This window comes from Nocardioides montaniterrae, from assembly GCF_054782655.1.
The window spans coordinates 75,264-89,079 of record NZ_BAAGSB010000003.1 but is presented as its reverse complement, the minus strand read 5'-3'; the positions used below and the strand labels follow the sequence as shown (position 1 = coordinate 89,079).

At 70.2% G+C, this 13,816-nt stretch carries 11 protein-coding genes; 5 read left to right on the top strand and 6 right to left on the bottom strand.

Features of this window, described 5'->3' with window-relative positions; all coding sequences use genetic code 11:
* Nucleotides 1-58 precede the first annotated feature (58 nt).
* Both ACYVJ3_RS06595 and ACYVJ3_RS06590 read left to right on the top strand, forming a co-directional pair.
* The gene (locus ACYVJ3_RS06595) at nt 59-1,999 is read left to right on the top strand and encodes a GMC family oxidoreductase N-terminal domain-containing protein (protein WP_460851852.1); all 1,941 of its coding nucleotides are present in this window, start codon (nt 59-61) and stop codon (nt 1,997-1,999) included.
* A 388-nt stretch (nt 2,000-2,387) separates the two neighbouring features.
* A complete protein-coding gene (locus ACYVJ3_RS06590; RefSeq protein WP_460851851.1) occupies nt 2,388-3,620 on the top strand; it encodes an HNH endonuclease signature motif containing protein in 1,233 nt (410 codons plus the stop codon).
* Nucleotides 3,621-4,092: 472 nt separating this feature from the next.
* Here ACYVJ3_RS06590 and ACYVJ3_RS06585 read toward each other — a convergent pair whose 3' ends face one another.
* From ACYVJ3_RS06585 to ACYVJ3_RS06575, 3 genes are read right to left on the bottom strand one after another with little or no spacing between them, the layout of a single operon-like run.
* On the bottom strand, nt 4,093-5,184 hold the full coding sequence (locus ACYVJ3_RS06585) for a 2Fe-2S iron-sulfur cluster-binding protein (RefSeq protein WP_460851849.1): 1,092 nt from the start codon (nt 5,182-5,184) through the stop codon (nt 4,093-4,095).
* Between the two features lie 10 nt (nt 5,185-5,194).
* Nucleotides 5,195-5,497, bottom strand: coding sequence for a hypothetical protein (locus ACYVJ3_RS06580; RefSeq protein ID WP_460851848.1), 303 nt, complete (start codon nt 5,495-5,497; stop codon nt 5,195-5,197).
* Nucleotides 5,497-6,633, bottom strand: coding sequence for a Rieske 2Fe-2S domain-containing protein (locus tag ACYVJ3_RS06575; protein WP_460851847.1), 1,137 nt, complete (start codon nt 6,631-6,633; stop codon nt 5,497-5,499). Before ACYVJ3_RS06575 ends, ACYVJ3_RS06580 begins: the two co-directional genes overlap by 1 nt.
* 37 nt (nt 6,634-6,670) lie before the next feature.
* Here ACYVJ3_RS06575 and ACYVJ3_RS06570 point away from each other — a divergent pair, with 37 nt between their 5' ends.
* Genes ACYVJ3_RS06570 through ACYVJ3_RS06560 form a run of 3 tightly spaced genes read left to right on the top strand, consistent with a single transcriptional unit; the run spans nt 6,671 to nt 10,362 of the window.
* A complete protein-coding gene (locus ACYVJ3_RS06570) occupies nt 6,671-7,846 on the top strand; it encodes an acyl-CoA dehydrogenase family protein (RefSeq protein ID WP_460851845.1) in 1,176 nt (391 codons plus the stop codon).
* Between the two features lie 15 nt (nt 7,847-7,861).
* Complete coding sequence (locus tag ACYVJ3_RS06565) at nt 7,862-8,878, top strand: acyl-CoA dehydrogenase family protein (RefSeq protein WP_460851844.1); 1,017 nt, start codon at nt 7,862-7,864, stop codon at nt 8,876-8,878.
* Nucleotides 8,875-10,362 (top strand): AMP-binding protein, encoded by a 1,488-nt coding sequence (locus ACYVJ3_RS06560; RefSeq protein ID WP_460851843.1) that lies wholly within the window; start codon nt 8,875-8,877, stop codon nt 10,360-10,362. Before ACYVJ3_RS06565 ends, ACYVJ3_RS06560 begins: the two co-directional genes overlap by 4 nt.
* Here the strand turns inward: ACYVJ3_RS06560 and ACYVJ3_RS06555 are convergent.
* From ACYVJ3_RS06555 to ACYVJ3_RS06545, 3 genes are read right to left on the bottom strand one after another with little or no spacing between them, the layout of a single operon-like run.
* Nucleotides 10,347-11,003 carry an SDR family oxidoreductase gene (locus ACYVJ3_RS06555; protein WP_460851841.1) on the bottom strand — a complete coding sequence of 219 codons (657 nt, stop codon included), beginning with the start codon at nt 11,001-11,003 and terminating at the stop codon, nt 10,347-10,349. The genes ACYVJ3_RS06560 and ACYVJ3_RS06555 overlap by 16 nt on opposite strands.
* A 9-nt stretch (nt 11,004-11,012) precedes the next feature.
* The gene (locus ACYVJ3_RS06550) at nt 11,013-12,119 is read right to left on the bottom strand and encodes an NAD(P)H-dependent flavin oxidoreductase (protein WP_460851839.1); all 1,107 of its coding nucleotides are present in this window, start codon (nt 12,117-12,119) and stop codon (nt 11,013-11,015) included.
* Between the two features lie 43 nt (nt 12,120-12,162).
* Nucleotides 12,163-13,782, bottom strand: coding sequence for an acyl-CoA synthetase (locus ACYVJ3_RS06545; protein ID WP_460851837.1), 1,620 nt, complete (start codon nt 13,780-13,782; stop codon nt 12,163-12,165).
* Between the last annotated feature and the right edge of the window lie 34 nt (nt 13,783-13,816).

Sequence of the window (13,816 nt, the reverse complement as noted above, 5' to 3'; positions counted from 1 at the left end):
AGTAAATCCAGCCCACGCGCCCTGTCGCTGCGAATGTGATGCGCACTACAGTCCGCGCATGGCCTTCAGCGAGAAGCAGATCGCCGCGATGCGGCTCATCGCCGACACCTTCGTCCCCGGCACGGACGACATGCCCGCCGCCAGCGAGACCCGGTCGGTCGACTTCGCGTTGAGGATGGCCGAGCGCAACCCCCGAGCGGCCGAGGTCAAGCAGCTCAAGCTGCTGCTCGCCGGCTGGAACTCACGCGGTCTCGGGCTCGCGCTCACCGGCAAGCCGCGCCGCTTCTCCGACCTCCCCACCGCCGAGCGCGAGGCCGCCCTCCGGTCGTTGCGCGACTCGAGGATAGGCGCCAAGCGTGCCCTCTTCTGTGCCCTGAAGGGTGCCTCGATCGGCCCGTACTACATGGCCGGCGGCGAGTCCGTCTGGGACGCGATCGGCTATCCCGCACCGCCCGGGGTCATCGACAACCCGCCGGCACCGACGATCACGCCCGTTCCGGTCACCGGCGACGTCACGCTCGACTGCGACGTCGTCATCGTCGGGTCCGGCGCCGGCGGTGGCACCGTCGCCGGCGTCCTGTCCGAGGCCGGCCTCGACGTCATCGTGCTCGAGGCCGGGCAGATGCACGACGAGCGCGACTTCGACGGCAGCGAGGAGCACGGCTTCGGAGAGCTGTACGCCGCCGCGCCCGCCGCGACCACCGAGGGCCAGATGATGCTGCTGGCCGGTGCAGGCCTGGGCGGAGGCACCGTCGTCAACTACTCGACGTCGTTCCGCACCCCCGATCACGTGCGCAAGGAATGGGCCGGTCACGGCGTACCCCAGTTCGACACCGACGAGTACGCCGGCGCGATGGACGCCGTCTACGACCGGCTCGGCGTCAACAGCGACAGCAGTGCCGCCTCGTCGCGCGACGCGATCATGGAGCGTGGTGCGGCCGCCCTCGACTGGCCGGCCGCGCCGATGCCTCGCAACGTCAAGGGCTGCGACCAGGGCATCGAGTGTGGCCGCTGCGGCCTCGGCTGCCGGATCGGGGCCAAGCAGTCGACTGCGAAGACCTGGCTCGCCGACGCGGCCGGGCGCGGGTCGCGCATCCTGACCGACGTCAAGGTGCGCAGCATCGACCGCTCCGGCGGACGAGCCTCGGGCGTCACGGGACGTACGTCGAACGGCCACACGGTCACCGTCCGCGCCCGCGCCGTCGTCGCGGCCGCGGGCGCGATCCAGACCCCCGCCCTCCTCCAGCGCAGCGGGCTGACCAACCCCAACATCGGCAAGAACCTGCGACTGCACCCGGCGACCGCGATCATGGGCGTGCTCGACGAGCGGGTCGAGCCGTGGACCGGCGGCATGCAGACGAGGTACGTCGACCAGCTCGCCGACCTGGACGGCGAGGGCTACGGCGTCATCTTCGAGACCGCTTCGATGACACCCGGGTTCGCCAGCTCATTCATCGGCTGGCGCAACGGCGCCGACCACCTGCAGCGCATGAAGCAGTCGGCCCACATCGCCGGCATCGGCGTGCTGCTGCGCGACAAGGACTCCGTCGGCACCGTCAAGGCCGGCAAGGACGGCGAGCCCGTGGTCCGCTACACCCTCTCCCCTGGCGACACCGACCGGATGCTGCGGGGCTTCGACGGTGCCGCGCAGATCCTGGAGGCCGCCGGCGCCCACACCATCTACTCCCCGCACCAGGCGATCGCTGAGTACTTCCCCGGCAAGCAGGGCTCGCGCCAGGCATGGGTCGCCGAGTGCCGACGCCTCGGCTTCGCGCCGGGCAAGGTCGCCGTCGGTTCGTTCCACATCCTCGGCTCCGCGCGCATGGGCGGCTCCCCCACGACGTCAGCCGTCGACCCCGACGGCCAGGCCTGGGACCTCCCCGGCCTCTACGTCATGGACGGCGCCTGCTTCCCCACCGCCTCCGGCGTGAACCCGATGATCTCGATCGAGTCGATCGCGTACATGTCGGCCAAGCGCCTCGCCGCCAAGCTCGCCTGACTCGCCTGCTGATCGCCGGTTGCCGCTGGCCGGTGCTCCGCGGCGTCGACTGGCGGCCGCGCTTATCCGACCGTCTCCCGCCGTCAAGGATCCTCGCTTCGCTCGGCCCGCTTCGCGGCGCCTACGGCGTCCTTGACCGCGGGTCCCGGACGGTCGGATGGCGGCGCGGATGGGCGGCGGCTCGCTTCGCTCGCGCCGCCGCCAAGCGGCCGCCTCCCGGCCGTTGGTTGAGTAGCCCGAGCCGCTAGGCGAGGGCGTATCGAAACCAATTCCGCCGGCAGCGAAAAGTGGCTCTGACCTGCACGTCTGGTCGAATCTTGCATTGAGGAAACGTTCGAACACATGTATGATGAAGGTACGAATCAAGCCTCATCTCTCGGGAGTCACCATGACCGCAGCATCGGTGTCAGAGCACCCGATGCTGCGTGCAGTGAACACCTCTCGCCGCGCCTTCGCCGGCGTCGCTTCAGTCGAGCCCGTCTACATGACACCGGGCGACAAGGCCACGGCGTTGCGTGGGCTGGCAGCGTTGAAAGCCCAGGTCGAAGAGGCCGAGATGCGGGTCCTCGCCGCCGCCGGCGACCTCGCCCAGGACGCCGGCGCCCGCGACGCCGGGATGTGGCTGGCCCACGAGGCCCACCTGGATCCCCAGAGCGTGCGTGCCGAGCTGAAGCTGGCGGAAGCCATCGACGAGCGGTGGCGCCAGGTCGGCGCGGGCATGCGGACCGGGTCGGTGAACCGTGCCCAGGCCCAGGTGATCGTCGCGGCGTTGGAGAAGCTCCCGCCCGAGATCGACCAGGTGACGAGGCGGCGCGCAGAGAAGCACCTCGTCGAGCTCGCCGGCCAGTTCGGACCGCGTGAGCTTCGCACCCTGGGCGACCGGATCCTGGCTGTCGTCGCGCCCGAGATCGCGGACGAGGCTGACGCCAAGGCGTTCGAACGCGAGGAACAACGCGCCCGGGTGAGGACCTCGCTCCGGTTCAAGCGCCTCGGCGACGGCCTGACGCGGATCGTGGCGTTGGTGCCGGATGCAGTCGCTGCCCGCCTGGAGACCTACCTCGACGCGTTCTCCTCCCCGCGGCAGGACGCCGAACACGCACCCCGGTCGCAGAAGCTCGGCCACGCCTTCTGCTCCCTCCTCGAGCGCCTCGACCCCAGCAAGCTCCCCGACCACGGCGGCGACACCACCACCATCATGGTCACCGTGACGCTCGAGGAACTGCGTCGCGACCTCGCCACCGCCGGCATCATCGGCTCCCTCGACAGCGACCTCCGCATCACCGCCGACGAAGCACGCCGCCTAGCGTGCACCGCGAAGATCGTCCCCGTCGTCCTCGGCGGCAAGGGCGAGATCCTCAACCTCGGCCGAGCACGACGGCTCTTCAACGCCGCCCAACGTAAAGCGCTGCGACTGCGCGACAAGCAATGCAGAGCGGAGGGATGCTCGATCCCTGCCACCTGGTGCGAGGCACATCATTCGCATCCGTGGAGTCAGGGCGGGAAGACCGACCTCGCTGGTGGCGTCCTGCTCTGCAGCCATCACCACCACGCGGCCCACGACCCCCGCATGACCCATGAAGTCATGCCGACCGGCGCCTGGCGCTTCCATCGACGGCCCTAGACATCGTGTGGATCTGGAGCCACCACGTGGCCACGAATCCACACGATGTGGCCGCATCGCGGTCGGCCGACGCCCGCGCCACCGTCACCACGCCGCCCACGACCCCGCGTCGCCCACGACCCCGAGTCGCCCACCGGCGCGTGGCGGTTCCACCGACGTCCCTAGACCAAGATCGTGGAGTCCCAGAGCCACCTGGCGACCCCAGAACTCCACAATGTCGAGCCACGGCCCAACCCACACACCGATGGGGCCGCCGAAGGCGGCCGCATCGCGTCGGCGCGAGCGAAGCGAGCCGCCGACACCCGCGCCACCAGCGCGCCGCCAGGGACCCGCAGTCAAGGACGCCGAAGGCGCCGCGCAGCGGGCCGAGCGCAGCGAGGATCCTTGACAGCGGGGAGCGGCGCGCTACGCGCGGCCGCCACAGTCGCAGAGTCGCCGCAGTCGCCGATCAGCGGCGACGCGCTCGCGCCCTCTAGCTGTAGGTGACCTTCACGGCCTCGGTCAGGGGGTGCGACTGGCAGCCGAGTCGGATCCCGTCGGCGAGGTCCTCGGCCTCCAGGACGTCGTTCTTGTCCATGCGCAGGTCACCCTCGATGAGGCGTACGGCGCACGCGGAGCACTCGCCCTCGCGACACGAGAAGGGCGCCTTCACACCCTTGCCCTCGAGGAAGTCGAGCAGCTTCACCGACGGGTCCCAGTCGTCGTAGGCGAAGGACTCGCCGTCCAGCTCGACCTCGACCGACACCGGTCCGGTCGGACCCTCCGCCACGGGGGGCTCCTCGGGCTCGAGGGCATCGGCCTGGTCGAGCTCGGCCTCGGCGCGGCGTACCTCCTCGATGTCGCCGAACGGGTTGCCGCCCAGTGACACGAACTTCTCCTGGTGGCGCTGGCTGCGGGGCAGACCGGCCTCCTTGGCGACGTCCATGACGGCCTTCATGAACGGCGCGGGACCACAGCAGAAGATGTCGAAGCTCAGGCAGGGAGCCATGAACGCGCGCAGCTGCTCGAGCGTCGGGATCCCCTGGACCGACTCCAACCAGTGGGTGACCTGGAGCCGTTCGGGGTGGGCGGCGGCGAGCTCGCGGAGCTCCCGGGCGAAGATCACCGAGGTGTCGTCGCGATTGGCGTAGAAGACGACGATCCGACCGGTGCCCTCTTCGAGGGCGGTCCGGATGATCGACATGACCGGCGTGACGCCGGATCCTCCGCCGAAGAGCAGCAGGTCCGCGTCGAGCGAGGCCGGGGTGAAGATGCCGGACGGCGGCAGCACGCGCATGGTGTCGCCGACCTCGAGGTTGTCGCAGATCCAGTTCGACGCGTAGCCCTCGGCGGTGCGCTTGACCGTCACGGTCAACGGTCCGCCGTCGTGGGGGCTCGAGGAGAGCGAGTAGCAGCGCGCGGCGATCCCGGTCCGGTCCGACGGTACGGCGAGGGTCAGGAACTGCCCGGGCTTGTACGCGAACTTCTCCTCGGCACCCGCGGGCACCGCGAAGCTGATCGACTTGGCGTCGGCGGTCTCCTCGACCACTCCGACGACATCCAGCACGAAGGACTCGATGTCCACGGGGTTCCTCTCAGTAGGACTCGTCGACGCCGACGGAGATCTCCCCGTCGCGCACGGCGGCGTCGATGCTAGCCATCATGTTCGGGCACGAGCGGTGGATGTCCCGTCGCCCGGGCGACGGATCCCGCTCGGCAAACACTTTACACACCGACAGTGATTGTAAAGTCCACTGGATCGAGGTGTGGCGCTCGCTGTTCTTGCGTACGCCGACGCAGCCCCCGCACGCCTCGCAGGTCACCTCCGCGAGGCCAGCACTGGTGTACCGGCGCTGCTCCTCGAGGGTGGCCGGGTCGCGCGGCTCGAACGAGGCCATCAGGCCTCGGCGGGCGCGGGCTCCGCCGCCCGCTTCGCGAGGTTCTCGGCGACCTCGGCGTGCCAGTACTCGTTGGCCTTGGTGGTGTCGACCTCGAACTCGAAGCGGTCGGTCATCTCCGGCTTGATGTCGGCCACGTCGACGTAGAACTGCTCGTACCAGCGACGCAGCTGGTAGACCGGGCCGTCCTCCTCGCACAGCAGCGGGTTCTGGACCGCGACCTTGTTCTCCCAGATCGCGACGTCCTGGAGGAAGCCGTCACCGAAGGACTCGGTGTACTTCTCGGCGATGTAGGCCACCGTCGCGTCGTCGAGCCCCTCGGGCTTCTTGACGCTGATGCCGTACTGCAGGGTGAACGTGTCCGGCCCGGTCGGGATGTGGCAGTTGACGAGGATGACCTCGGTGATGAAGCCCTTGTAGTCGACCTCGAGCCAGTTGATCATGTACGACGGCCCGTAGTACGTCGCCTCCGAGCGCAGCGTCGAGTCCTCCCCGCTGTAGCCGCCGTCGGACTTGTCGGGCCGACCCTTCGACTCCATGAACTGGGTCGCCGTGTGCCCCTCGAAGATGTTGCGGAAGCTCGTCGGGAACGCGAAGTGCACGTAGTAGAAGTGCGCCATGTCGGCGACGTTGTCGATCAGCTCGCGGCAGTGCGAGCCGTTGATCTCCTTCACGTGCCACGACCACGGCGTGTACTTGTCGGTCAGCACGTCCGGCAGCTCGGGCGGCAGGATGTCGTGGTCGGCGGCCGAGCCCTCCGGGTCGTTCCAGATGAACAGCTGGCCGTTGCGCAGAGCCGTCTCGTAGCGCTGCGTGCGCGCACGCATCGGCACGCGCCGCGCGTACGGGATCTGCTTGCACCTGCCGTCGCCGCCCCAGCGCCAGTCGTGGAACGGGCAGGCGATCGCGTCGCCCTTGACGGTGCCCTGGGTGAGGTCGCCGCCCATGTGCCGGCAGTAGCCGTCGAGCACGTTGAGCCCGCCCTGGGAGTCCTGCCAGACGACGAGCTTGGTGCCGAAGCCGTTGATCGCGTGCGGCTTGCCGTCGGCGAAGTCCTGTGCCAGGCCGAGGCAGTGCCAGCCTCGCGCGAAGCGCAGCGGCGTCGTCCCTTGGTCCAGCGTGCGGGTCTCACTCATGTAGAACACGTTACAGTTTTGCGGCTAGAGTGACAACGTGCACATCACCCTGGACGCGCAACAGATCGCCCTCCGCGACGAGCTCCGTGCCTACTTCGCCGACCTCGTCACCCCTGAGATCCGCGCCGGTCTCTCGTCCGCGACGGGCGAGTTCGGCGAGGCAACGGTCTACAAAGACGTCATCCGCCAGATCGGCAAGGACGGCTGGCTCGGCATCGGCTGGCCCAAGGAGTACGGCGGGCAGGCCCGCTCCATGGTCGAGCAGCTGATCTTCACCGACGTGGCCGCCGTCGCCGGCGTACCGATCCCGTACCTGACCCTCAACACGGTCGGTCCGACGATCATGCGCTTCGGCACCGAGGAGCAGAAGGAGTACTTCCTGCCCAAGATCCTGGCGGGCGAGTTGCACTTCTCGATCGGCTACTCCGAGCCCGGCTCGGGCACCGACCTCGCGTCGCTGCAGACCAAGGCGGTGCTCGACGAGTCGGCGAACGAGTGGGTGATCAACGGCCAGAAGATGTGGACCTCGCTCATCCAGTACGCCGACTGGATCTGGCTCGCGTGCCGCACCGAGCCCGACCAGCCCCGCCACAAGGGCCTGTCGATGATCCTGGTCCCGGCCGACGCGCCGGGCGTGTCCTACACCCCCGTGCACACCGTCGCCGGTGTCGGCACGAGCGCGACCTACTACTCCGACGTACGCGTTCCCGCGAGCAACCTGGTCTCCGAGCGCGGCGGCGGTTGGGCGCTGATGACCAACCAGCTCAACCACGAGCGGGTCGCGCTCACGTCCGCCGCTCCCCTGGTCCACTCGCTCGGGCTGGTCAAGGAGTGGGCGCAGCAGACCGGCGAGATCGAGAAGGAGTGGGTGCAGATCGCGCTCGGTCGCGCGCATGCCCGCGTCGAGGCGCTGTCACTGATCAACTGGAAGCTGGCCGCGGACGCCGATCACGGCGTCGCGCTCTCACCCGCCGAGGCCTCCGCCACCAAGATCTACGGCTCCGAGCTCGCGACCGAGGTCTACCGGAGCCTGATGGAGGTCGTCGGCCCGAACGCCGGCATCACCGCCGACTCCCCCGGCGCCGCGGTCGCCGGGCGCCTCGAGCGCTACTTCCGCTCCGCCCTGGTGATGACCTTCGGCGGCGGCACCAACGAGATCCAGCGCGACATCATCGGGTACGTCGGCCTCGGCCTCCCGGCCGCGAAGCGATAGAGGACGAGGACGACCATGGACTTTCTCTTCACCCCCGAGCAGGACGAGGCCGCCGAGCTGGCCGCGTCGATCCTCAAGGACAAGACCACCAACGAGCGGCTGAAGGCCGTCGAGGCGAACGGCGACCGGTTCGACCGCGAGCTCTGGAAGCTGCTCGGCGACACCTTCGACTGGGCCGAGCTGGACCTGATCACCCTCGCGCGGGTGCTGGTCGAGGTCGGCCGGCACGTCGCGCCCGTCCCGCTGGCCACCCACGCCGCGTGCGTCTCCTTCCTGACCGCGGCCGGCCGTTCCGCCGATGCGTCCTTGTACGCCGCCGCTGTGGCCGAGGAGCGCGCCCACCTGCCCGAGTCCCCGACGGTCACCGCATCCGCTGACGGCGAGCTGACCGGCACCAAGACGATCGTGCGCGCCGGCATGAGCGCCGACGCCCTCCTGGTCACCGCCACCGGCCCCGACGGGCCCGGCGTCTACCTGGTCGAGGAGCTCGACCAGCTCGGTTCCGTACGACGCGACGCGCAGCGCACCTCCGACGGCGACGTCGCCGCGCTGATCACCTTCGACGCTGCGCCGTCGGTGCGCGTCGGCGACGCCGCGGCGTTCGGTGACCTCCTGGTCGCGTTGAGCGCCGCCGAGCAGCTCGGCGCGACCGAGGGCGCGCTGCGGCTGACCGCCGACTACGCCAAGACGCGCGAGCAGTTCGGCCGGCCGATCGCGACGTTCCAGGCCGTCTCCCAGCGCCTGGCCGACGGCTTCATCGACGTGCTCGGCCAGCGGCTCACGCTCTGGCAGGCGATCTGGCGGCTCTCCGAGGGACTGCCCGCATCCACCGAGGTGGCCGTCGCCAAGCTCTGGGCGGCCGACGCCGGCCACCGCCTCGCGCACACCACGACGCACGTGCACGGCGGCGTCGGCATCGACCTCGACGGCGGGGCCCACCGCTACTTCACCTCTCCGAAGCGGTTCGAGCTCCTCTTCGGTGGTGCGACCGAGCAGGCGCTGAAGATCGGTCGCACCTTCGTCACCGCATGAGCACCCTGCGCGACCAGCTCGTCGCCCGCGCCGACGACGACCGGCCGGCGCTGCGCTGGCGCGACGGCGACGCCGTACGGGAGCTGTCGTGGCGTGAGTACGTCGCCGCCGCGACCCGGTTGGCCGCGAGCCTCGAGTCGCAGCTGGCTCCCGGCCTGCCCCCGCATGTCGGGGTGCTGCTGCCGAACGGCCCCGCGTTCGCCCTGCACCTCGCGGCGGCCGGGCTCGGCGGCCACGTCCTGGTCGGGCTGAACTCGACCCGTACGCCGGCCGCGCTCGACGCCGACGCCGCCCGCGCCGACTGCCAGCTGGTGCTCGACTCCCCCGCCATGGCCATGGCGGCGGTCTCGGCAGGCCCGACCACCGCGGCGAGCCCGTCGGTACCCCCGACCCCGGACTCGCTGTTCATGCTGATCTTCACCAGCGGGACCAGCGGCGAGCCGAAGGCGGTCCGGATCACCCACGAGAAGGTGACCTTCCCCGGCGAGATGCTGGCGGCACGGTTCGGCCTCGGTCGCGATGACGTCGTCTACGTCTCGATGCCGATGTTCCACTCCAACGCGGTGATGGCCGGGTGGGCCGTCGCGCTGGCGGCTGGGGCCACGATGGCGGTCAGCCCGTTCTCGGCGAGCGGGTTCCTGCCCGACGTACGCCGGTTCGGGGCGACGTACGCCAACTACGTCGGCAAGCCGCTGGCGTACGTCCTGACCACTCCCGAGCGTCCCGACGACGCCGACAACCCGCTCCGGGTGATGTTCGGGAACGAGGCGAACGAGAAGGACATCGCCGAGTTCGCACGACGCTTCGGCTGCACCGTCGTCGACTCCTACGGCTCCTCGGAGAACGCCGTGATCGTGCAGCGGCAGCCGGGCATGCCGGCCGGCGCACTCGGCTGGCCGCTGGACGGCGTCAAGGTGCTGCGACCCGACGGCAGCGAGACGCCCGACGCCACCTTCGATGCACGGGGACGCCTGACGAACCCCGACGAGGCGGTCGGCGAGCTGGTCAACACCACCGGGGCGGGCGCCTTCGCGGGCTACTACAACGACCCCGCCGCCGAGGCCGACCGGATGCGCGACGGCATGTACTGGTCCGGCGACCTCGCCTACCGCGACGCCGCGGGCTGGATCTACTTCGCCGGGCGCACCGGCGACTGGCTGCGCGTCGACGGGGAGAACCTGGCCACCGCCCCGATCGAGCGGATCCTCCTGCGCCACCCGGCCATCTCCGAGGCGGCCGTCCACGCCCTTCCCGACCGCGTCGGCGACATGGCGGCGTACGCCCTGGTGCTGCGCGCCCCGCTCGACCAGGCGGGCCTGCACCGCTTCCTGACCGAGCAGCCCGACCTCTCGCCGAAGGCGTACCCGCGGGTCGTCCGCGTCCTCGACGACCTGCCGCGGACCGCGACCAACAAGGTGCTCAAGCGCGCCCTGCGTGACCTCCCCGAAGACGCCGGCGCGACCTGGCGCTACAAGCCCCTGTAGGGAACCTCGGGCTGCCAGGCCGCCTCGTCCTGGGCGATCGCGGCCCGGAGGGCGACCGCGACGTTGTCCGGCGTGAACGCCCCCTCACGACCGAGCATGCCGCGCACGGTGACCGAGACGGCACGGATGCCCTCGCCCTTGAGCCTGGCGTCGATCGAGCGGACCAGGTTCTGCAGGCCGGCCTTCTGCACGCCGAGGGAGGCAGCTCCGAACCACGGCGAGTCGGCGGCCATCGAACCGGTCGCCGAGACCCGGCCACCGGAGGTCATGAAGGGGCGAGCGGCCTGGACCACCGACAGCAGTGCCCCGACCCCCAGCCGGACGTCCTCGAGCAGCTCGTCGACGCCGAGGGTGAGCGGGTCCTTCTCGCGGTACGCCGACGGGTTGAAGTGCACCACGGCGAGCGACCCGAGCTCCTGGCCCAGCTTCTCCACGGCGGCCCGGGTGGCGGTGTCGTCAGTCAGGTCGACGACGGCGGAGAGCGCCGTTCCGCCCGCCTCCTCGACCTCGGCGGCGAGCGTCGACAGCGCACCCGCCTCGGCACCGAGCAGGCCCAGGCGAGCCCCCTCGGCGGCGTACGAGCGGGCAAGCGATCCGCTCACACCCGGTCCGGCCCCGGCGATCAGCACGTTGAGCGTCATGCGCCCAATCTATGCCTGGGCGATGCCGTCCAGCCGGCGTACGGTCGTCTCGAACTCCGCGACCAGGTCGGCCATCACGTCGGCAACCGGACGGACCTCGTTCATCCGGCCGACGATCTGGCCGACCGGCATCGAGATGACGTCGGGGTTGTGCGAGGCGTTGATCCGGTTGTGCGCGTCGGCGACGAGCAGGTTCTGCAGGGGCATCGGCAGCGGCTGCGGCGCGCCGTCCTCGGCCCACGCCTCGGTCCACTTGGTCTTGAGCAGGCGGGCCGGCTTGCCGGTGTAGATGCGGGTCCGCACGGTGTCGGAGGACGTTGCGCGCAGGAAGGCGGTCTCCCAGCCCTCGTTGCTGGCGAGGTTGCGGTACTCCTCCGTGCCGAGCCAGATCGAGCCGGTCCACACGCCCTGCGAGCCGAGCGCCAGCGAGGCGGCGATCTGGCGGCCGGAGCCGATGCCGCCGGCACCGAGGACGGGTACGTCGGGCCCGACGGCGTCGACGATGTCGGGGGTGAGCACCATCGAGGCGATCTCTCCGGTGTGACCGCCGGCCTCGTAGCCCTGGGCGATGATGATGTCGACGCCGTTCTTGACGTGCGAGAGCGCGTGCTTGGGCGCGCCGGCCAGCGCGGCGACCTTCAGCCCCGCCTCGTGGCACTGCTCGATGACGTCGACGGGCGGCGAGCCCAGCGCGTTGGCGATGAGCACCGGCCGGTGCTGCAGCGCCACGTCGACGTGCGAGCGGGCCACGGAGTGCAGCCAGCCGAGGACTCCCTCGCGGCCCTCACCCTCCGGGAGCGGGGGTACGCCGAGCTTGAGCAGCGTCTCGTCGACGAACTTCTTGTGCTCCTCGGGGATCATCGAGGACACGTCCATGCCCTTGACCTCCTCGGGCACCTTCATCGGCATGACCACGTCGACGCCGTACGGCTTGCCGTCGGTGTTCTCGTCCATCCAGGTCAGGACCCGGTCGAGCTCGTCGGCGTCGTTGAAGCGGACGCAGCCCAGGACGCCCAGGCCGCCGGCGCGCGACACCGCCGCGGCGACGTGCTCGGACGGGGTGAAGGCGAAGATCGGTACGTCGATGCCGAAGGCATCGCACAGCGCGGTGCGCATGGTTCTCCTTGTTTCGGTGGTCGAGCCTGTGCAGACCCGGTGATCAGACGGTGATGCGCTCGGCGAGCGCGAGCTCCTTGGCCCGGGGGTACTGCGCCTTGCCGGTGGCGTTGCGCGGGATCTGCGCGACGACGGTCAGCGACCGCGGCAGCTTGTAGCCCGACAGGTGGGCGCGCAGGAAGTCGCGCAGGTCGGCGAGCTCGACGGTCTCGCCCGCACGCGGCTCGACGACGGCCGCCACGGCCTGGCCGTACTTGTCGTCCGGAAGGCCGACCACGAGGGCGTCGTACACCGCGGGGTGCGCCTTGATCGCCTGCTCGACCTCCTCCGGGTAGACCTTCTCGCCGCCGGTGTTGATGCAGTTGGAGCCACGGCCGAGCAGCGTGAGCCGGTTGCCCTCCTCGATCCGCGCGTTGTCGCCGGGGATCGCGTAGCGGACGCCATCGATCTCGATGAACGTCTTGGCCGACTTCTCGGGGTCCTTGTAGTAGCCGAGCGGGACGTTGCCCGAGCGGGCCGTGCGGCCGACCTTGCCGACGTCCTTGGCGGGATCGAGGATCGTGTTGTCCTCGCCGATGATCACGGTCGTCGGCGGGATCGAGACGACCGGACCGTCGGTCGACAGCGTCGACGCGTCCTGCAGGCCGGTGCCCTGGAAGCCGGTCTCGGACGAGCCGACCGAGTCGGTGAACACCGCGTTCGGGAAGTGCGACATCCAGCGCTCCTTCACCGACTTGGAGAAGATCGCGGCGGAGCTGGCGATCGCGAAGAGTGTCTGCCCGTCGAAGTCGCCCTCCTCGTAGGCCTCGATGAGCGGGCGCGCCATCGCGTCACCGGTCATGAACAGCATCTGGACGCCGTGCTTGTCCACCAGCTCCCAGGTGCGGACCGGGTCGAACTTCGGCTCCAGGATGGTGACCTGGCCGGCGAACAGGTGCATCAGCAGCGACGCCTGGGCGCCGCCGTGCATCAGCGGGCTGAGGGGAAGCGTGATCAGGCCGCCGTCGAGCGCCTTCTTGGACTGGTCGTACTCCTCGAGCGGCTCGCCGGTCATGAAGTCGATGCCGCCGCCGAGCACCCGCCAGAAGTCCTCGTGGCGCCACATGACGCCCTTGGGGAAGCCGGTGGTGCCGCCGGTGTAGATGATGTGCAGGTCGTCGGGGCTGCGGTCGCCGAAGTCGCGCTCGGCCGACTGCCCCGCCAGGGCGTCCTCGAGCAGCACGCCACCGAACGGCGTGACATCGGAGGCGTCGTCGGGGTCGATCGGGTCCGGCAGCACGACGAAGACCTCGAGCTGCTCGTGCTTCGGCGCGACCTCGGCGACGAGGCCGGCGTACGACCGGTCCACGACGAGGCCCTTGAGGTCGGCGTTCTCGAAGATGTAGTCGAGCTCGCCGGCGACGTAGCGGTAGTTGATGTTGATCGCGACCGCGCGCACCTTCAGGACCGCCAGCAGCGCGACGACGTGCTCGGCGCTGTTCTTGGCGTACAGGCCGACGTGGTCGCCGACGCCGATGCCCCGAGAGCTCAGGAAGTGGGCCAGCCGGTTGGCGTCGGACTCGAGCTCGGCGAAGGTCACCACCCGGTCGCCCACCTGCACGGCGGGCTTCTCGGGAACGACGTCGACAGCATGCTCGAAGAGATCAGCGATGTTCAGGACCACGCCAGCGAGACTAGAACACGTTCCAGTTTTTCGC

What these genes read in the sequence shown, in the direction of transcription:
- ACYVJ3_RS06555 (WP_460851841.1), bottom strand. Translation starts at nt 11,003, where the DNA reads ATGACGCTCAACGTGCTGATCGCCGGGGCCGGACCGGGTGTGAGCGGA.
- ACYVJ3_RS06575 (WP_460851847.1), bottom strand. Translation starts at nt 6,633, where the DNA reads ATGAGTGAGACCCGCACGCTGGACCAAGGGACGACGCCGCTGCGCTTC.
- ACYVJ3_RS06560 (WP_460851843.1), top strand. Translation starts at nt 8,875, where the DNA reads ATGAGCACCCTGCGCGACCAGCTCGTCGCCCGCGCCGACGACGACCGG.
- ACYVJ3_RS06580 (WP_460851848.1), bottom strand. Translation starts at nt 5,497, where the DNA reads ATGGCCTCGTTCGAGCCGCGCGACCCGGCCACCCTCGAGGAGCAGCGC.
- ACYVJ3_RS06590 (WP_460851851.1), top strand. Translation starts at nt 2,388, where the DNA reads ATGACCGCAGCATCGGTGTCAGAGCACCCGATGCTGCGTGCAGTGAAC.
- ACYVJ3_RS06595 (WP_460851852.1), top strand. Translation starts at nt 59, where the DNA reads ATGGCCTTCAGCGAGAAGCAGATCGCCGCGATGCGGCTCATCGCCGAC.
- ACYVJ3_RS06550 (WP_460851839.1), bottom strand. Translation starts at nt 12,119, where the DNA reads ATGCGCACCGCGCTGTGCGATGCCTTCGGCATCGACGTACCGATCTTC.
- ACYVJ3_RS06565 (WP_460851844.1), top strand. Translation starts at nt 7,862, where the DNA reads ATGGACTTTCTCTTCACCCCCGAGCAGGACGAGGCCGCCGAGCTGGCC.